The sequence below is a fragment of the Mesorhizobium sp. ANAO-SY3R2 genome (assembly GCF_042466635.1).
Taxonomy (GTDB): Bacteria; Pseudomonadota; Alphaproteobacteria; order Rhizobiales; family Rhizobiaceae; genus Aminobacter.
Genome location: NZ_CP159955.1, coordinates 3,147,284 through 3,164,994, shown reverse-complemented (window position 1 = coordinate 3,164,994; position 17,711 = coordinate 3,147,284). Strand labels below are relative to the sequence as shown.

Below are 17,711 nucleotides of genomic sequence, written 5' to 3'. Positions count from 1 at the left end.
GCGTCGGTTTGGGCGTGTCGTTATAGCATTTACGTAAACGTAAGACGTGTGCAGATCGCCGTCTTGAGTGCCTTTACGTAGAAACCATGAACGGAAGCCCGCCCCCTTCGGCTTCCGCCAGAGCGCAGGCCGGCCCAGTCGCCGCGCTCGCAATTGGGGATATCGGAAGTAAATGATGAAGTCTGTATCGGTCGCCGATGTTGCGGCCAATGAAAACAATCTCGTCGGCGACGACTATGTGCGCATCGGCGATATGGCCAAGAAGTTTGGTGTGACGCTCAGGACGTTGCGCTTCTACGAGGACAAGGGCCTGCTCAATCCCAGGCGCGAAGGCTCGACGCGCCTTTATACGCGGCGCGACCGCGCCCGGCTGAAGCTGATCCTGCTCGGCCGGAAGGTCGGTTTCTCGCTGCGCGACGTCAAGCAGATGATCGATCTCTACGATCCGACCGGCACCAACGCCAAGCAGTTGCGCCTGACCATCGACAAGTCGGAGAAGCAGCTTGGCCGCCTGCAGAAGCAGCGGCTGATGCTCGACGAGGCGATTGGCGATCTCACCAATCACTTGGCCGTCGTGCGGCAAGTTCTGGCGGAGCGCACGGCACCCCAGGCCAGCGCTGCAAGCTGATCGAGCGCGAACCGTTGTTTGAAAACGGCCCGGCGGGGGAGACCTCGCCGGGCCGTTTTTTTTTGGAGGTTCGGGGCAAATTGAAGGCGCGGCGTGGTCGAATGTCGCGTCCATGTACAGCGCGCCTGTCTTCTGCGACGCGAGGAGGCACGGGGCTCAGTTGCGCGCAAAGGCCAAGCTTGGGGCGGGCAGAGCGTGGGAAGTCAATTCCTGTACCGACGCGGGCCTGTCATCGTCACGGCATGGATTCCCGACACTCTCCGCTCGTTTCACTCGCTCATGAGGTCGGGAATGACGTGGGGGTGGTTGTCCCGTCCTTGCTGGGAGGTCTCGTCCAGCCCAAAATCCTCATATTGAGCCGTGCTCTTGTCGAATGGTCGAACCACACCCTAGCGCTGTCGAATGGTCGAACCACACCCTAGCGCCCTCGTAGTTCGACAGGCTCACCATGAGGGCTGCTGAGAGGTCTCCGCTAATCGTCAGTGCTGGAGATTGGCGGCCGCGCCTCCCACCTCCGTCATTCCCGACCTCATGAGCGAGTGAAACGAGCGGAGAGTGTCGGGAATCCATGCCGTGACGCAAAGGACGTCATCGCGGCTGCAGCACCAGCGATATGGCTCGACCCTGAGTTGGGGGCTATGCCCTTGTTTGAGTGTCGGCACGTCGCGGCAACTGCCGGGAACTGTTCCGCCAGGCGGAATGGTCCGATCGGCTCGATCCTTCGCCCAGCCGCCATTTCTCGGTCGACGTCTCCAGCCGAACGCGCGGAAAAATCTACCGCAAGCCGGAGTCGCAAATATTGACGTTTACGCAAACGTCAATATTTGCTAATCGCGTTCGACAAGCGGTTCCCCGTCGCATACCGTCTGGCCGGAACCGGTGGAACCATGCTGGAGGATGAGCGATGCCGATATTCCGGGCCCCGGTCGAGGACACCCTTTTTGTGCTGAACGACGTGCTCGGCTACGAGCGTCACAGCAACCTCGCCGGTTTTTCCGACGCCAGCCCGGACGTGCTTGAGGCGATCCTGGCGGAAGGCGCTAAGCTCGCCGAAAACGTCATGCATCCGCTCAACCGCGTCGGCGACCTGGAAGGCTGTGTGCGCGACGACGACGGCTCGGTGGCCACGCCCAAGGGCTTCAAGGAAGCGTTCGACCAGTATCGTGAAGGCGGCTGGATGGGGCTGGCCGTGCCTGCCGAACATGGCGGCCAGGGCCTGCCCTACACGGTCCATTCAGCGGTCGGCGAATACATGTCGTCGGCCAACATGGCGCTGATGATGTATCCCGGCCTGACCCAGGGCGCGATCGCAGCGCTGCTCGTCCATGGCTCCGACGAGCAGAAGGCGACGTGGCTGCCGAAGATGGTGGAGGGCGCCTGGACCGGTACCATGAACCTGACCGAGCCGCATTGCGGCACCGACCTCGGCCTGCTGCGCTCCAAGGCGGTGCCGAACGGCGACGGTTCCTACAAGATATCAGGCCAGAAGATCTTCATCTCGGCCGGCGAACACGACATGTCGGACAACATCGTCCATCTGGTGCTCGCCCGCATCGAGGGCGCGCCGGAGGGGGTGAAGGGCATTTCGCTGTTCATCGTGCCGAAGTTCAATCTCGATGCCTCGGGCAATCCCGGCACGCGCAATGCCGTGTCGTGCGGCTCGCTCGAGGAGAAGATGGGCATCCACGGCAACGCCACCTGCGTCATGAACTATGACGAGGCGCATGGCTTCCTGCTCGGCGAGGCCAATGGCGGGCTGAAGGCGATGTTTACGATGATGAACGAGGCACGTCTCGGCGTCGGCCTGCAGGGGTTGGCCGTGTCGGAAGTCGCCTACCAGAACGCGGTGGCCTACGCCAAGGACCGCTTGCAGGGCCGCTCGCTGACCGGGCCGAAGGCGCCGGACAAGAAGGCCGATCCGATCATCGTCCACCCCGACATCCGCCGCAAGCTGATGACCATGAAGGCCTTCAACGAGGCCGGCCGCGCGCTGCTGCTGTGGACCGCGCTCAACTCCGACATCGCCCACCGTTCCGAGGACGAAGCCGAGCGCCAGGCAGCCGACGACCACATGGGCCTGATGACGCCTGTGGTGAAGGGCGTGCTGACCGACAAGGGCTTCGAGCATGCGGTGATGGCCCAGCAGGTCTTTGGTGGCCACGGCTATATCGAAGAGCATGGCATGAGCCAGTTCGTGCGCGATGCCCGCATCGCCATGATCTATGAGGGCGCCAACGGCGTGCAGGCGCTCGATCTCGTCGGTCGCAAGCTCGGCCTCAATGGTGGCCGCGCCGTGCAGGCCTTCTTCAAGGAGGTCGGCGAGTTCTGCGAGGCGAACCGTGCCGACGAGCAGATGGCGCCCTACACCAAGGCGCTGAAGAAGGGTCTCAACGACCTGCAGGCGGCGACCATGTGGCTGGTCCAGAACGGCATGACCAATCCTGACGATGCGGGAGCCGCCTCGACCGACTACATGCATCTCTTCGGCCTGGTGGCGCTCGGCTACATGTGGGCGAAAATGGTCAAGTCGGCGCAGGACAAACTCGCTGCGGCTGCCGACGGCTCGGCAGCCTTCTACGAGACCAAGCTGGTGACGGGGCGCTATTTCATGGAACGCGTGATGCCCGAGACCGCAGCCCATCTCGCCCGCCTTTCGTCCGGCTCGGCGACGATGATGGCGCTGCCGGCGGAGGCGTTTTGAGGGGCTGAAGGTATCCCTCCCCTTCGAGGGGAGGGTGGCCCGTAGGGCCGGGAGGGGGCCGAGCGACTGGGTGCCTGAGAAGGGCCTGACAACATACGTGGGAGGATTGGTGTAGTGCCCCGAACTCGCGTCAGCTTCGAAATGCGACAGAAGGCACGGTCGCTGCGCAACCATTCGACAAAAGCGGAAAATCTGCTTTGGTACGAATTGCGCGACTTGAAGGCCGTCGGTTTCAAGTTCAGACGGCAAGCTCCTATTGGTCCCTACATTGTCGATTTTGTCTGCCCGTTGGTGAAGCTTGTTGTGGAAGTTGATGGAGACACCCATGAGACCGACAAAGGCAAGCAGCACGATGCCAACCGCGATGCTTACCTGAAGTCTCTGGGATACGGCGTGCTGAGAATCGATGAGCCGGATGTGATGCACAGCGCCTGGCACGTGGCACAGTTTGTAAGGGAGAGGGCGGAGTACATGTTAGGGGACCCCACCCGGCCGCTGCGCGGCCACCCTCCCCTCAAGGGGGAGGGGGAGGCGAATCCATGACAATCCCGGCAGACGTTCTTGGCCTACCGAAACCCGCCTGGGCGAGCGACGACGTCACCATGCTCTACGACATGGCGCACCGCTTCATGTCGGAAGAAATCCTGCCGCGCTACGACGAGTTCGAAAAGAACGAGATGGTCGACCGCGCCAGCTGGCGCAAGGCCGGCGAGGCGGGGCTGCTCTGCGCCTCGATGCCGGAGGAATATGGCGGCGCTGGCGGCACCTTTGCCCATGAAAGCGCAATCATCGAGGCCATTGGCCATGTCGGCGTCGACGGTTTCGGCATCACGCTCCATAGTGCCATCGTCGCCCCCTACATCCTTCACTACGGCTCGGAAGAGCAGAAGCTAAAATGGCTGCCGAAGCTGGCAACCGGTGAACTGATCGGCGCTATCGCCATGACCGAGCCGGGTGCAGGCTCCGACCTGCAGGGCATCAAGACCCGCGCCGACCGCGACGGCAACCAGTACCGCATCAACGGCTCCAAGACCTTCATCACCAATGGCCAACTTGCGAACATCATCATTGTCGTCACCAAGACCGACCCCGCGCTGGGCGCCAAGGGCACGTCGCTGATCGTCGTCGAGACCGATGAGGTCGAGGGCTTCGAGCGCGGCCGCAACCTCGACAAGATCGGGCTGAAGGCCAACGACACCTCGGAACTGTTCTTCAACGACGTGCGGGTGCCGACTTCGAACCTGCTGGGCGCAGACGAGGGCCAGGGCTTCGTGCAGCTGATGCTGCAGCTGCCGCAGGAGCGGCTTCTGATTGGCACGCAGTCGATTGGCATGATCGAGCGGGCGCTGGCCGTCACCATCGACTACGTCAAGGAGCGCAAGGCCTTCGGCAAGGCGATCCTCGACTTCCAGAACACCCAGTTCAAGCTTGCCGAACTCAAGACCGAGGCGACCATCGGCCGCGTCTTCTACAACGACTGCGTCGCCCGCCACATCGCGGGCGGGCTCGACCCGGCCACCGCCTCGATGGCCAAGTATTGGCTGGCAGACCTGCAGTGCAAGCTCGTCGACGAGTGCCTGCAACTGTTCGGCGGTTATGGTTACATGAACGAATACCCGATCGCCCGCATGTATCGCGATGCCCGCGTGCAGCGCATCTACGGCGGCACGAACGAGATCATGAAGCTTTTGATCGCGCGTTCGCTCTGAGCCGCCGATCCGGAAACCAAGGAGCAAGAAAAATGGCTGACGCTTTTGTCTATGACGCCGTGCGCACGCCGCGCGGGCGCGGCAAGAAGGACGGATCGCTGCACGAGGTCCCGGCGGTGCGGCTCGGCGCCAAGGTGCTGGAGGCGCTGCGCGACCGCAACGGGCTCGACACGGCCGAGGTCGACGACATCATCTTCGGCTGCGTCGATCCGGTCGGGGAGGCGGGCTCGGTGATCCCGCGCTCGGCCGCCTTCGAGGCCGGCTACGACAACAAGGCGCCGGGCATGCAGATCTCGCGCTTCTGCGCTTCCGGTCTCGACGCCATCAACTTCGGCGCGGCCAAGATCGCGCAGGGCGCCGACGAGATCGTCATCGCTGGCGGCGTCGAGAGCATGTCGCGCGTCGGCATGGGCATGTCGGGCGGTGCCTGGTTCATGGACCCGTCGGTGGGCATTCCCGCCTGGTTCATGCCGCAGGGCGTGTCGGCCGACCTGATCGCCACCAGATATGGCTTCTCGCGCGACGACGTCGACGGCTATGCGGTGGAGAGCCAGAAGCGCGCCGCCGCTGCCTGGGGGAAGGGCTACTTCAAGAACTCGGTCATTCCGGTCAAGGACCAGAACGGCCTGACCATCCTCGACCATGACGAGCACATGCGCCCGTCAACCGACATGCAGTCGCTCGGTCAGCTCAATCCGTCCTTCGTCATCCCCGGCGAGATGGGCGGCTTCGATGCGGTCGCCGTCCAGCGCTATCCCGAGCTCGAGGAGATCAACCACGTCCACCATGCCGGCAATTCGTCCGGCATCGTCGACGGTGCGGCCGCAGTCCTGCTTGGCTCCAAGAAGGCCGGAAAGAGCATGGGCCTTAAGCCGCGCGCACGCATCCGCGCCTTCGCCAATATCGGCTCCGAGCCGGCGATGATGCTGACCGGGCCGGTCGACGTCACCGAAAAGTTGCTCAAGCGCGCCAAGATGAAGCTTTCGGACATTGATCTGTTCGAGCTCAACGAGGCCTTCGCCTCGGTGGTGCTGCGCTACATGCAGGCGTTTGAAATTCCGCACGACAAGATCAACGTCAATGGCGGGGCGATCGCCATGGGCCATCCGCTGGGGGCCACCGGAGCGATGATCTTCGGCACCGTGCTCGATGAACTCGAGCGCCGTAACCTCAACACCGCGCTGGTGACGCTGTGCATCGGTGCCGGCATGGGCACCGCAACGATCATCGAACGCGTCTGACAACCGGCCGGAAGGAGAGAGACATGACCTATACCAACTTCACGGTCGACGTCGATGCGGACGGTATCGCGCTCGTCACCTGGAACATGCCCGATCGCTCGATGAACGTCTTCACCGAGGAGGTGATGAACGAGCTCGACAAGATCATCGACCAGGTCGTTGCCGACGCGGGTATCAAGGGGGCGGTGATTACCTCGGGCAAGGAGACCTTCTCGGGCGGCGCGGACCTCACCATGCTGCAGAAGATGCTCGGCCTGTTCCACAAGGAGAAGGCCAAGGATCCGGAGAAGGCTGCCAAGCTGCTGTTCGACAATGCCGGCCGCATGGGCGCGCTATGGCGCAAGCTGGAAACGTGCGGAAAACCCTGGGTATCGGCGATCAACGGCACCTGCATGGGCGGCGCGTTCGAGCTGTCGCTCGCCTGCCACGGCCGCGTTGCCGCTGACTCCGACAAGGTCAAGATGGCCCTGCCGGAAGTGAAGGTCGGCATCTTCCCGGGCGCCGGCGGCACCCAGCGCGTGTCGAGACTCGCCGACCCGCAGTCGGCGCTGCAGATGCTGACCTCCGGCCAGAACCTGACCCCGCAGAAGGCCAAGGGCATGGGCCTGATCCATGCGGTGGTCGAGCCTGCCAAGCTGGTTGAGGCGGCCAAGGCGATGATCGCCGCTGGCCTCAAGCCGGTCCAACCCTGGGACGAAAAGGGCTTCAAGCTGCCTGGCGGGCCGGTCTATTCGGCTGCGGGCGCCAATCTCTGGCCGCCGGCAATCGCCATCCTGCGCCGCGAGACCCATGGCAACTATCCGGCAGCGACCGCGATCCTGAAGTCGGTCTATGAGGGCCTGCTGGTGCCGTTCGACACCGGCCTGCGCATCGAGCAGCGTTACTTCACCGAGATCATGCAGACCCGCGAAGCAGCCGCGATGATCCGCTCGCTGTTCGTGTCGCTGCAGGAACTAAACAAGGGCGCGCGCCGCCCGGTGGGCATCCCCGACACCAAGTTCAAGAAGATCGGCATCCTTGGCGCCGGTTTCATGGGCGCGGGCATCGCCTATGTCACGGCCAAGGCCGGCATACCGGTCGTGCTGCTGGATCGTGACATGGAGTCTGCCGAAAAGGGCAAGGCCCATTGCGACAGCCTGATCTCCGACCAGGTCAAGAAGGGGCGCGCCAAGCCCGAGGATCGCGAGAAGCTCCTTTCGCTGCTGACGCCGACGGCTGACTATGCCGACCTCGCCGGCTGCGATCTGGTGGTCGAGGCCGTGTTCGAGGATTCCGAGGTCAAGAAGGGCGCGACCGAGAAGGCGGAGGCGGTGCTGAAGTCCTCGGCGGTGTTTGCCTCCAACACCTCGACCATCCCGATCACCGCGCTCGCCAAGAACTCGGCGCGGCCGAAGAATTTCATCGGCATCCACTTCTTCTCGCCGGTCGACAAGATGATGCTGGTCGAGATCATTTTGGGCAAGAAGACCGGCGACAAGGCGCTGGCGACCGCGATCGACTTCGTGCGCGCCATCAAGAAGACGCCGATCGTGGTCAACGATACGCGCGGTTTCTATGTCAATCGCTGCGTGCTGCGCTACATGTCGGAAGCCTACAAGATGCTGATCGAGGGCGTGCCGGCGGCGATGATCGAGAACGCCGCCAAGGCAGCCGGCATGCCTGTCGGCCCGCTGGCGCTGACGGACGAGACGGCGGTCGATCTCGCCCAGAAGATCATGAAGCAGACCATCAGGGATCTCGGCGAGAAAGCTGTCGACCCGCGCCAGATGGCGCTGATCAACACACTCGTCGACACACATGGTCGCTTCGGGCGCAAGAACGGCAAGGGTTTTTACGACTATCCGGCAAAGCCCGCCAAGAAGAAGCTGTGGCCTGGTCTCAAGGATCTCTATCCGCAGCTGGCACCCGAAAAGGTCGATGTCGAGGAACTCAAGCAGCGCCTGCTCGCCGTCATTGCGCTGGAAGCTGTGCGCGTGATGGAGGAGGGCATCGTGACTGACCCGCGCGAGGCGGATGTAGGCTCGATCCTCGCTTTCGGCTTCGCGCCCTACACGGGTGGCGCACTGTCCTACATCGACGGCATCGGGGTCAAGAAGTTCGTCAAGATCGCCAAGGACCTGCAGAAGAAATACGGCGTCGAATTCAAGGCGCCGAAGCTGTTGCTCGACATGGCCGACAAGGGCGAGACCTTCTACCAGCGCTTCGATCCCTATTCGAAGGCCGAGGAAAAGAAGGCGGCCTGACGGAATGTACGTCTGGGCAAGACTGGCTCGCATGGCCGCGACGAAATCTCGTCGCGGCCCTTACCGTTTTGGCGATGAGGGTCGGCTGTCGTTCCGCTGCCTGCCGACCGATATCGACTTCAACATGCATCTCAACAACGCGCGCTACATGATGCTGGCCGATGTCGGCCGCATCGACATCTTCATGCGCTCTGGCCTGCTCGACCTCGCCCGCAAAAAGCGCTGGGCGCCGATGCTGGGCGGGTTGCAGACGGTGTTCGTGCGCGAAATCCGGCTGTGGCGGCGCTTCGAGGTGGTGTCCTCGATCGAGACCTGGAGCGGCACAGAGGTGATCGGCAAGCACCGCTTCGTGCTCGACAGCGGCGAGACGGCAGCACTGATCATGACCAGCGCCGGCGTCTATGACCGTGAAGGCCGCCGCTTCGTGCCCATCGATGAGTTGGTTCACTTGCTCGGCGCCGACATCGAGCCGCGCGAGCCGAGCGAGGAGGAGAAGATCTTCATCTCTTCGCACAAGGGGCTGAGGGTGCTGGCGAAATCCGGCGACTGAAACGAGGCGGCGCAACGGCTTCCAACCTGCCCGGCCGCTATATCGGCCTGGGTGCAAGTGGTAATATTGGGTGGTGCTAATATTGGCATTGGCCGGAAGGATATTGCCATGCGCATGATGCTGAAAGTTTCGATCCCCGCCAGCCAGGGAAACCGTGCCCTCAAGGACGGCAGCCTGACGTCGATCATGCAGAAGGCGCTTGCCGAGCTCAAGCCGGAGGCGGCCTATTTCGGCCTCCACGAGGGCAACCGCACGGCCTTCCTTTTCGCTGACGTCAAGGACGTCAGCATGTTGCCGAGCATCTGCGAACCGTTCTTCTTAGGCTTTGATGCCGCCATTGATATGACGCCTGTCATGAACGCCGATGAACTGCGCGCGGGTCTGCAACTGCTGCAGAAGCCATAGCAAAGGACGGCGCCTGCTCGGGCATTGGCCGGGCGCTACGATCTGGACATTGACGGCCGGCATGGTTAATGTGGACAGGTATTTTTTCCTGTCGGCAAGGGGAGCACGATGCTCTCGCATGAACGTGTATGGGCCGCGATCGACGCTCTCGCCGAGCGCTATTCGCTTTCGGCATCGGGCCTCGCCAAGAAGGCAGGGCTCGACTCCACCGCGTTCAACAAGTCCAAGCGCCAGTCCATAGACGGGCGGCCGCGCTGGCCATCGACCGAGTCGCTCGCCAAGATCATCGAAGCCACCAACTCCTCGCTGGAGGAGTTTCTGGGCCTGGTCGAGCCGTCGAAGGCGCCGGCCAAGCCGCGAATGCGGGAGCGGCAGGCGGGCGTGCCGCTGCTCGGCTTTGCCCAGGCAGGGGCAGGCGGCTTCTTTGATGACGCGGGCTTTCCCGCCGGGCAAGGGTGGGAACTGATCGAACTTCCGGCCCGCGCCACCGACAATTCCTACGCGCTGCAGGTGCAGGGCGACTCGATGCTGCCGCTCTACCGCAATGGCGACGTGCTGATCGTCGAGCCGGGGGCTGTGATACGAAAGGGCGACCGCGTCGTGGTCAAGACCATCTCGGGCGAAGTCATGGCCAAGGTGCTCGAGCGCCAGTCGCAGGGCGTGATCGAACTGGTCTCGCTCAATCCCGAACACCCGAACCACCGTTTCCAGACAAGCGAGGTCGAGTGGATGGCGCGCATCGTCTGGGCGAGCCAGTAGCATCGGCATGAAACCATCCGCACTCGCATTCGCCGCTGCCGGCTTCGGCGTCGCAGTCTTGATCGTCTCGGCAGGCGGAAGCCGGCTTTCGTCAGCCGAAACGCCTGTCATCGACGTGATCGACGAAAGCGAGATTTTGGGCATGGAGCCCGAAGGGTCCGACATGGACGGCACGGAGACCGCCGAGCCGTCGCAGTTGGAGGAGCAAGTCGTCGATCCTGTGGTGGCTCGCGCGGTCGCACCGGACGAGATCGTGCCGCCAGCGATCGAGCAGGACGGGCTGGTGCGGGAAGCACCGCGAGCGCCGCTCAGCGAATTGAGCCTGGCGCTACCGCCAAAGCCGAAAGTGACCGACGAATGGGATGGTACTGCGCTGTTCCAGCCGGTGGCCGCCGCGGCCGGCGTGATCGAATCGAAGGGCCTCAGCGTAGCGATCGCTGGAGTGACGCCTCTGGATGCAGGCGAGAGCTGCTCGTTCGAAGACAAGGAATGGAACTGCGGCGCGCGCGCGCGGACGGCGTTCCGTGGCTTGTTGCGTGGTCGCGCCGTGGTGTGCGCGCTGCCGGCCGAGGCAGGGCAGGGCGACGTCGTCGCCAGATGCCGGATAGGGAAGCAGGATGTCGGCGAATGGCTGGTCTCCAACGGCTGGGCGAGAGCCGAGGCCGGGGGACCCTACGAAGATGTCGGCAACAAGGCCGAGGCCGAAAAGAAGGGGATCTTCGGCCCGCCACCGGAGCGCATCGAGATGACGCTTTCGCCCGACGCAGCCCTGCCGGGTGTCGAAGGAGGGCTGTCGGAATCTGTCCCGGATATGCCGGTTCAATAACGGCAGTCGAGGCCGGCGCGCCCGCAAGCAGCGGTCACGCCGGCATTGACCAGATTATGCCGCCAATTGGCCTTCCAGGGCCTGGCGGATCAGTGCGCGGGTTTCGGCGATGCCGTAGAGCGCGGCGAACGAGCCGAAGCGGGGGCCGCGTTCCTGGCCGATCAGCACCTGATAGATCATCTGGAAGAAGGCGACGGACACGCCGGGCCCACCCTCCGGGCTCTGCTTCGAATGATCCTGGTAGCGCTCGATCTGGCGGGCGACGTTGAGCGAGGCGTTCTGGATCGCTTCGCCGTCGGTTTCGTATCCTGCTGGCAAGTTGCCGAGTGCCTTCTCCAGGGAGTCGAGTGCCTGACGCTCGATTTCGTCGGGCGCGCGATAGACCTTGGTGGGCTTCACGAAATCGTCGAAGTAGCGGATCGCATAGCCGGCGAGGCGGTCGAGCTCGGGATGCGTTTCGGCGGTCACACCGGGCGCGTAGCGCGAGATGAAGCCCCACAGCACGCTTCTGTCATGCGCGTTGGACACGCTGACCAGGTTGAGCAGCAGCGCGAACGGCACCGGCAGGTCTATGGCCGGCGGGTTGCCGCCATGCATGTGCCAGACGGGGTTGCCGAGACGGTTCTTCCAGTCCTGCTTCGGGTAGGCGGAAAGGAAGCTGTAATACTCCTCCACCGCCTTCGGGATGACGTCGAAATAGAGCTTCTTCGCCTGCCGCGGCCGCTGGAACATGTAGAGACCGAGGCTTTCGGTCGGCGCGTAGGTCAGCCACTCGTCGATGGTCAGGCCGTTGCCCTTCGACTTCGAGATCTTCTGGCCGTTCTCGTCGAGGAACAGTTCGTAGACGAAATGCTCCGGCGCCCGACCGCCGAGGATGTTGCAGATGCGGTCGTAGATCACCGCATTGGTCTGGTGGTCCTTGCCGAACATTTCGAAGTCGACGCCAAGGGCTGCCCAGCGCATGCCGAAATCCGGCTTCCACTGCAGCTTGACCCTACCGCCGGTGACGGAAAGTGTCGTTTCGGTGCCGTCCTCGTCGTCGAAGGTGATGGTGCCGGCCTTGGCGTCCACGTTCTTCATCGGCACATAGAGCACGCGGCCGCTCGTTGGCGAGATCGGCAGGAACGGGCTGTAGGTCGCCTGGCGCTCTTCGCCGAGCGTCGGCAGCATGACGGCCATGATCTCGTCGTACTTCTCCGCGGCCTTGAGCAGCATCGCGTCGAACTTGCCTGACTTGTAGTACTCCGTCGCGCTGGCAAATTCGTAGTCGAAACCGAAGGTGTCGAGGAAGCGGCGCAGCATCGCGTTGTTGTGGTGGCCGAAGCTTTCGTAGTCGCCGCCAAACGGGTTCGGCACCGCGGTCAGCGGCATGTGCAGATACGGCTCGAGTGCTGCGCGGTCCGGCACGTTGTCGGGGATCTTGCGCATGCCGTCCATGTCGTCGGAGAAGCACAGCAGCTTGGTCTTGACCTTGTTTTCGGTCAGCACGTGGAAGGCATGACGCACCATCGTGGTGCGCGCCACTTCGCCGAAGGTGCCGATATGCGGCAGGCCGGACGGGCCGTAGCCGGTCTCGAACAGGACGGTCTCGGGCAGGCCCGTTTTTTTGTAGCGCTCGACGATTTTCCTGGCTTCCTCGAACGGCCAGGCTTTGCTTTCGGCGGCCGCCGCGAGGATTTCCGGGTTGAGATCGATGTTGCTTGATCTCGTCATGTCGAGAGCCCTTTTTGGTTGGGCGGAATTTCCGCCAAAGACCGCATGCTCTATGCGCGCATGCCGCGGGCGTCAACGATTCCGGCCATTTTTCGTTGCAGCAGCCCCGGCGCGTTCCTAAGTTCCCCTGGCAAACAGGCTTTTGGAGAACTTGATGTCTCGACCTACCACCCATGAAGCACTCATCTATCTGATGGTCATCACATCCGCATCCGACCGCGACATGACCGATGTTGAACTGGCGCGGATCGGCGAGGTGGTGCGCTCATGGCCGATCTTCATGGACTTTGACCAGGAGCGGCTTGTGAAGGTGGCGCAGGATTGCGAGGAGCTTCTGCACCATGAGCCGGGGCTCGAGGGCGTGCTGGACCTCGCCCGCCGGACGATTCCCGAACGGCTGCATGATACGGCTTATGCGGCCGCCTTCGAGGTTGCCTCGGTCGATCTCGAAATGCGGATGGAAGAACTGCGCGTGCTTCAGCGCCTGCGCCAGCATCTGAGCGTCGACGGCTTGACCATCGCGGCGATCGAACGGGCGACCAAGGCGCGCCATCGCACGCTGACCTGAGCCTGAACCGGCCTTACAGCGCCGCGCGTCCTTTTGGACGCGCAAAGGACGCTGTAACACTTTGAATTTGTGCATGATCCTTTCCGAAAATCGACTCCGATTTTCGGGGTCATGCACTAGTAGAAGCTGACCGGGAAATAGCGCAGGTAAAGTTCGGCGAAGGTGCCCTTCGCCGCGATTTCGTGCAGCGCGTAGTCGAAGGCGGCGGCGAGGGCGGCGTTGTCGGTTCCGGTTGCGATCGTCAGGCCGGTGCCGAGATATTCGGGCGCTAGATAGGGGCCGCCGGCAAAGCGGCAGCAGCCCGCGGCGTCCGTGCCGGCGAGCCAGAACGACAGGCGCATGCCGTCGCCGAAGACGGCGTCGAGCTTGCCGTCCTTGAGGTCGATGTTGAGCCATTCCGGCCTGGTGTAGGTGACCACCTTCACATTGCCGAAATAATCGCGGAGCACGCGCTCGTGCGCCGAGCCGGCGATGACGCCGATACGCTTGCCCTGCAGCTTGTCGGCAAGCGGTTCGGTGATAGCTTGAGCCTTGCGCATGATGAAGCGCGCGGGGAGTTGCAGATAGGGTCGCGAGAAGGCGTATTTTTCGCGGCCTTCGGCCGTTGCCGGCAAGCCTGCGATCAGCGCCTCACCGTCACCACGACTGAGCGCGCTGTCGAGTTCGTCCCAAGGCAAGGCCTGAATCTGGCACTTTTCGGCAATGCCGAGTTCGGCGCAGATGGCGCGGGCGAGGTCAACGTGAAAGCCCGACAGCCGGCCGCTCTTATCGATGAAGTTGAAGGGCGGGAAATCGGTCGTCGTCAAAAAGCGCAGGCGTGGAAGCGCGGAAAGTTCGGGCTTGGGCAGCCTTTCCTTGCTGTCCCACAACGCCGGGACCTGCGGCTCTGCCGCCTTTGCCTGGCCGAACATCGCAGTGAGCGTCAAGGCGATCGCGAGCGTCAGCTGTGCGGGGTTCATGACTGCGCTCCAACCTTCGGCTTGTGCAGCAAGCCGGGAATCGATGCCCAATTTCATAGAGAACCGGCTTGGATTCAATATGTCGCAGCGTCGAGCGCGCTGCCGATTGCCCTCAATTTTGTGCTCAGAGCTTTAACGTCTGGGCCGCTGCGAGGCAAAGCCATTGTGGATGGTTCTCCGGCTAAAGATCGGAATTTGCAATGAAATATATCCAGATATATCTGGTCGCGCAATTTATCCCCCATTTGGGGCATGACTAGGCTATAGCGGTGTGCATTATTGCTCACAAGTTTTGCAGCATTGGGGGATGTTGCAATGACGGAGAGTTTGAAACCAGTGCTAGACCGCGCGCCAGCGTACACGCTGAGCGATGACGTCCGCATGGTCAGGCTCGACAGTGGTGGAGCACATGTTTTCGGCTCGCAGGCCAAGGGTGCGTGATGGTTGCGCCAGACTCCGGTCAAGCAACTGTCCGCACCTCTTTTTTTGCCGAAAACCACTTCTCCGAACAGCCGTTCGACAAAGCCAACGACAATAGCGACAATCCCTATTCCCTGGCACTGGCGACCCTGCCGGAACTGCAGCCGGTTCTGGACAGGCTGGGTGTGTCGGCGGCCGATCTCACCGGCCTCGCCGCGCGCGCGGCTCTTCAGGGTACGACGTTTCAGGCCGAATTGCTGGCGTCGGGCCTGATCGAGGAGCAGGCCTTCTTCGCCTCGATGGCGCGGGAGATCGGCGTCGAATACATCGTCTCGCTCGATGCTGGCAGGCTGTTGATGGATGACAAGGCCTGCTGGGCGCAGCTTGAACCGAACAGCCGCGTCATGTCGGCTACGCTGAAAGAGGAGCCGGGCCGCTACTCCCATGTGGTCGCCCCGGACGAGCGCGGCTGGGAGATGCTCAAGCGCTATTGCCATGACAGTCCCAACTTCCGGCATCGGATCAGGGTTACGGCGCCCTCGGTGATCCGCAGTGCCCTGCTCGACCGTTCCCGTGGGGTGCTGACGCAATTCGCTCGAGATCATCTGCACGACACTCGCCCCGATCTGTCGGCGCGCGATGTTTTGTGGCCATGGCAGGCCTATGGCCTCGGCATTGTTACGGCCATCGTGCCGATCGCCATCGCCATGGCGCCTGCACTGGCGTTGTTCGGCCTGCACCTGTTCCTCGTCAGTTTCTTCATCGCTTGTGCGGCACTGCGGGCGACGGCTGCCATCTGGCGGCCGAAGGCCAAGCCGCCCGATATCTCCCTGCCGCTCTCTCCGGACTTGCCGGTCTATTCGGTGCTCGTCGCTCTTTACCAGGAGGCGGAGGTCGTGCCCGATCTGCTTGTCGGACTGAGCAAGCTGCAGTGGCCGCGCAGCAAGCTGGAGGTCAAGCTCGTCTGCGAACAGGATGATGCCGAAACGATCGCAGCGATCAGTGCCCATCCCCTCCGCGCCTACGTCGAAGTCATCTTGGTGCCGCCATCATTGCCGCGCACCAAGCCCAAGGCGCTGGCCTATGCCTTGCGCCTGAGCCGCGGCGATCTGATCGTGCTCTACGATGCGGAGGATCGGCCGCATCCGATGCAGCTCGCCGAGGCGTGGCAACGGTTCGATGCTGCCGGACGCGATCTTGCCTGCCTGCAGGCACCGCTCGAAATCGCAAACAGGCAGGAGAACATCCTCACCAACATGTTCGGCTTCGAATATGTGGCGTTGTTTCGTGGGCTTCTGCCCTGGCTTGCGGACAATCGCATCACGCTTCCGCTCGGCGGCACCTCCAATCATTTCCGCCGCGATGTGCTCGAGGAGGTTGGCGGCTGGGATCCCTACAATGTCACCGAAGACGCCGACGTCGGCCTGCGGCTGGCCCGCCATGGCTTCCGTTGCGAGACGTTGACCTGCCCGACCCGCGAACAGGCTCCGGCAGACCTCGGATCCTGGCACCGCCAGCGCGTGCGGTGGTTCAAGGGGTGGACGCTGACTTGGCTGGTGCATATGCGCCAGCCGGGCGCGCTCGCGGAGGAACTGCCGGTCCGCTCCTTCGTCGTCACCCAGGTATTGTTCGCCGGCATGGTGGTTTCGGCGCTGCTGCACCTGCTGCTGGTGCTCCTGCTGGTCGGGCTTGTCGTGCAGCTGGCCTTTGATGTCCCGATGGGCCTGTGGCAGTCGCGCCTCGTCACTTTCGACCTGCTCAGCATCGCGCTCGGCTACGTGGCGTTCCTGGGGCTGGGCTGGGTTGTACAAAAGCCTGGCGACCGGCGCGGTTTCTGGAAGCTCTGCCTTTTCACGCCGGTTTACTGGACGATGCTGTCGCTGGCTGCATGGTGTGCGCTGTTCGAGTTGTGGCGGCGCCCGCACTATTGGGCCAAGACGCCCCACCGCAGGGCGCGCAGCTGGTAGCGGAGGCCACGCTTACTCGGTCAGGGACCTCATTCCCTCGCCAATGATCTTGCCGTCCTGCTTGCCGACCCTTTCGAGGTCACGGCCGGCATAGGGCAGGGAGTGCAGGATATGCCTGATGGTGGCGATCCGCCCCCTGCGCTTGTCGTTGGCCTGGACCACAATCCATGGGGCATGCCTGGTGTGGGTCTTCTTGACCATCATCTCGATGGCCTTGGAATAGTCGTCCCACTTGACCATGCCGGCAACGTCCATCGGCGAGAATTTCCAGTTCGTCAGCGGGCTGTGGCGGCGATCATGGAACCGCTTGAGCTGCATTTCCTGGCCGATATCGAGCCAGAATTTGAAGAAATGGATGCCTTCGTCGACGATCATCTTCTCGAATTGCGGCGTCTCTTCGAGAAATTGCGCATGCTGCTCGGGCGTGCAAAAGCCCATGACCGGCTCGACGCCGGCCCGGTTGTACCAGGAGCGATCGAAGGTCACGAACTCGCCGCTGGCAGGAAACTGGGCGACGTAGCGCTGGTAGTACCATTGCCCACGCTCGGTTTCGGTCGGCTTGGTCAGCGCCACGTTGCGCGCCGTGCGCGGGTTCATGTACTGGCGCACGGCGAAGATCGTGCCGCCCTTGCCTGCTGCGTCGCGACCCTCGAACACCGCCAGCACCCGTTTGCCCGTCGCTTGCAGCCAAGCCTGGCACTTCACCAGTTCGATCTGCAACTGCTCCAGCGTCTGGTCGTATTCCTTCTGCGGCAGCTTGTCGTCATAGGGGTAGTTGCCTGATTTCAGCGCCTCCTTGTCGATCCAACCAGGCAGGACGGGATCGTCGACATCGAACAGACGCTCATCCTTGCCGATCCTGATCTTTACCGGATCGGAGTTGACCGTCACTTCCGGCGGGACGGGAATGTCGACCGCGGCGTCCTTCTTGCTCTGCTTGTTCTTTTTCATCAACCCGGCACCTTTGCAGCTTGGCAAGTCATGCTATTGGGTGGCTTGAAAGCGGTCCAGAGGGTTCTCGA

General features: G+C 62.8%; 15 protein-coding genes. 12 read left to right on the top strand and 3 right to left on the bottom strand.

Annotated features, from left to right (window positions below; all coding sequences use genetic code 11):
• The first annotated feature begins 175 nt into the window (after nucleotides 1-175).
• The 10 genes from ABSY17_RS20165 to ABSY17_RS20120 all read left to right on the top strand — a co-directional run bounded on the left by ABSY17_RS20165 (nucleotide 176) and on the right by ABSY17_RS20120 (nucleotide 11,062).
• Nucleotides 176-628 carry a MerR family DNA-binding transcriptional regulator gene (locus ABSY17_RS20165; RefSeq protein WP_378952896.1) on the top strand — a complete coding sequence of 151 codons (453 nt, stop codon included), beginning with the start codon at nucleotides 176-178 and terminating at the stop codon, nucleotides 626-628.
• Nucleotides 629-1,532: 904 nt separating this feature from the next.
• Nucleotides 1,533-3,329, top strand: a complete 1,797-nt coding sequence (locus tag ABSY17_RS20160) for an acyl-CoA dehydrogenase (protein WP_378944580.1) — start codon at nucleotides 1,533-1,535, stop codon at nucleotides 3,327-3,329.
• Between the two features lie 141 nt (nucleotides 3,330-3,470).
• Nucleotides 3,471-3,872, top strand: a complete 402-nt coding sequence (locus ABSY17_RS20155; protein WP_378944577.1) for an endonuclease domain-containing protein — start codon at nucleotides 3,471-3,473, stop codon at nucleotides 3,870-3,872.
• The gene (locus ABSY17_RS20150; RefSeq protein WP_378944574.1) at nucleotides 3,869-5,038 is read left to right on the top strand and encodes an acyl-CoA dehydrogenase family protein; all 1,170 of its coding nucleotides are present in this window, start codon (nucleotides 3,869-3,871) and stop codon (nucleotides 5,036-5,038) included. Before ABSY17_RS20155 ends, ABSY17_RS20150 begins: the two co-directional genes overlap by 4 nt.
• Before the next feature lie 32 nt (nucleotides 5,039-5,070).
• A complete protein-coding gene (locus tag ABSY17_RS20145) occupies nucleotides 5,071-6,279 on the top strand; it encodes an acetyl-CoA C-acetyltransferase (RefSeq protein WP_378944571.1) in 1,209 nt (402 codons plus the stop codon).
• Nucleotides 6,280-6,302: 23 nt separating this feature from the next.
• Nucleotides 6,303-8,522 (top strand): 3-hydroxyacyl-CoA dehydrogenase NAD-binding domain-containing protein, encoded by a 2,220-nt coding sequence (locus ABSY17_RS20140; RefSeq protein ID WP_378944568.1) that lies wholly within the window; start codon nucleotides 6,303-6,305, stop codon nucleotides 8,520-8,522.
• Between the two features lie 4 nt (nucleotides 8,523-8,526).
• Entirely contained in the window at nucleotides 8,527-9,072 is a 546-nt protein-coding gene (locus ABSY17_RS20135; protein ID WP_378944565.1) for a thioesterase family protein, read from the top strand.
• 114 nt (nucleotides 9,073-9,186) lie between these two features.
• Nucleotides 9,187-9,477, top strand: coding sequence for a hypothetical protein (locus ABSY17_RS20130; RefSeq protein ID WP_378944563.1), 291 nt, complete (start codon nucleotides 9,187-9,189; stop codon nucleotides 9,475-9,477).
• A gap of 108 nt (nucleotides 9,478-9,585) precedes the next feature.
• Entirely contained in the window at nucleotides 9,586-10,236 is a 651-nt protein-coding gene (locus ABSY17_RS20125) for a helix-turn-helix transcriptional regulator (protein WP_378944561.1), read from the top strand.
• 7 nt (nucleotides 10,237-10,243) lie between these two features.
• Nucleotides 10,244-11,062: a thermonuclease family protein gene (locus ABSY17_RS20120; RefSeq protein ID WP_378944558.1), complete on the top strand. Its 819-nt coding sequence runs from the start codon at nucleotides 10,244-10,246 to the stop codon at nucleotides 11,060-11,062.
• A gap of 54 nt (nucleotides 11,063-11,116) precedes the next feature.
• On the opposite strand, the gene ABSY17_RS20115 is transcribed toward ABSY17_RS20120, so the two are convergent.
• Nucleotides 11,117-12,775, bottom strand: coding sequence for a lysine--tRNA ligase (locus ABSY17_RS20115; protein WP_378944555.1), 1,659 nt, complete (start codon nucleotides 12,773-12,775; stop codon nucleotides 11,117-11,119).
• A 154-nt stretch (nucleotides 12,776-12,929) separates the two neighbouring features.
• Here ABSY17_RS20115 and ABSY17_RS20110 point away from each other — a divergent pair, with 154 nt between their 5' ends.
• Nucleotides 12,930-13,343 carry a tellurite resistance TerB family protein gene (locus ABSY17_RS20110; protein WP_378944552.1) on the top strand — a complete coding sequence of 138 codons (414 nt, stop codon included), beginning with the start codon at nucleotides 12,930-12,932 and terminating at the stop codon, nucleotides 13,341-13,343.
• A 116-nt stretch (nucleotides 13,344-13,459) separates the two neighbouring features.
• On the opposite strand, the gene ABSY17_RS20105 is transcribed toward ABSY17_RS20110, so the two are convergent.
• The gene (locus ABSY17_RS20105; RefSeq protein ID WP_378944549.1) at nucleotides 13,460-14,302 is read right to left on the bottom strand and encodes a transporter substrate-binding domain-containing protein; all 843 of its coding nucleotides are present in this window, start codon (nucleotides 14,300-14,302) and stop codon (nucleotides 13,460-13,462) included.
• 440 nt (nucleotides 14,303-14,742) lie between these two features.
• On the opposite strand from ABSY17_RS20105, the gene ABSY17_RS20100 reads away from it, so the two are divergent.
• A complete protein-coding gene (locus tag ABSY17_RS20100) occupies nucleotides 14,743-16,689 on the top strand; it encodes a glycosyltransferase (protein ID WP_378944547.1) in 1,947 nt (648 codons plus the stop codon).
• Nucleotides 16,690-16,701: 12 nt separating this feature from the next.
• Here the strand turns inward: ABSY17_RS20100 and ppk2 are convergent, their stop codons facing one another.
• Nucleotides 16,702-17,640 carry a polyphosphate kinase 2 gene (ppk2, locus tag ABSY17_RS20095; RefSeq protein ID WP_378944545.1) on the bottom strand — a complete coding sequence of 313 codons (939 nt, stop codon included), beginning with the start codon at nucleotides 17,638-17,640 and terminating at the stop codon, nucleotides 16,702-16,704.
• Nucleotides 17,641-17,711: the final 71 nt, after the last annotated feature.

Excerpts from the sequence above, each read along its gene's own strand:
- ABSY17_RS20165 (WP_378952896.1), top strand. The coding sequence starts at position 176 with ATGAAGTCTGTATCGGTCGCCGATGTTGCGGCCAATGAAAACAATCTC.
- ABSY17_RS20160 (WP_378944580.1), top strand. The coding sequence starts at position 1,533 with ATGCCGATATTCCGGGCCCCGGTCGAGGACACCCTTTTTGTGCTGAAC.
- ABSY17_RS20155 (WP_378944577.1), top strand. The coding sequence starts at position 3,471 with ATGCGACAGAAGGCACGGTCGCTGCGCAACCATTCGACAAAAGCGGAA.
- ABSY17_RS20150 (WP_378944574.1), top strand. The coding sequence starts at position 3,869 with ATGACAATCCCGGCAGACGTTCTTGGCCTACCGAAACCCGCCTGGGCG.
- ABSY17_RS20145 (WP_378944571.1), top strand. The coding sequence starts at position 5,071 with ATGGCTGACGCTTTTGTCTATGACGCCGTGCGCACGCCGCGCGGGCGC.
- ABSY17_RS20140 (WP_378944568.1), top strand. The coding sequence starts at position 6,303 with ATGACCTATACCAACTTCACGGTCGACGTCGATGCGGACGGTATCGCG.
- ABSY17_RS20135 (WP_378944565.1), top strand. The coding sequence starts at position 8,527 with ATGTACGTCTGGGCAAGACTGGCTCGCATGGCCGCGACGAAATCTCGT.
- ABSY17_RS20130 (WP_378944563.1), top strand. The coding sequence starts at position 9,187 with ATGATGCTGAAAGTTTCGATCCCCGCCAGCCAGGGAAACCGTGCCCTC.
- ABSY17_RS20125 (WP_378944561.1), top strand. The coding sequence starts at position 9,586 with ATGCTCTCGCATGAACGTGTATGGGCCGCGATCGACGCTCTCGCCGAG.
- ABSY17_RS20120 (WP_378944558.1), top strand. The coding sequence starts at position 10,244 with ATGAAACCATCCGCACTCGCATTCGCCGCTGCCGGCTTCGGCGTCGCA.
- ABSY17_RS20115 (WP_378944555.1), bottom strand. The coding sequence starts at position 12,775 with ATGACGAGATCAAGCAACATCGATCTCAACCCGGAAATCCTCGCGGCG.
- ABSY17_RS20110 (WP_378944552.1), top strand. The coding sequence starts at position 12,930 with ATGTCTCGACCTACCACCCATGAAGCACTCATCTATCTGATGGTCATC.
- ABSY17_RS20105 (WP_378944549.1), bottom strand. The coding sequence starts at position 14,302 with ATGAACCCCGCACAGCTGACGCTCGCGATCGCCTTGACGCTCACTGCG.
- ABSY17_RS20100 (WP_378944547.1), top strand. The coding sequence starts at position 14,743 with ATGGTTGCGCCAGACTCCGGTCAAGCAACTGTCCGCACCTCTTTTTTT.
- ppk2 (WP_378944545.1), bottom strand. The coding sequence starts at position 17,640 with ATGAAAAAGAACAAGCAGAGCAAGAAGGACGCCGCGGTCGACATTCCC.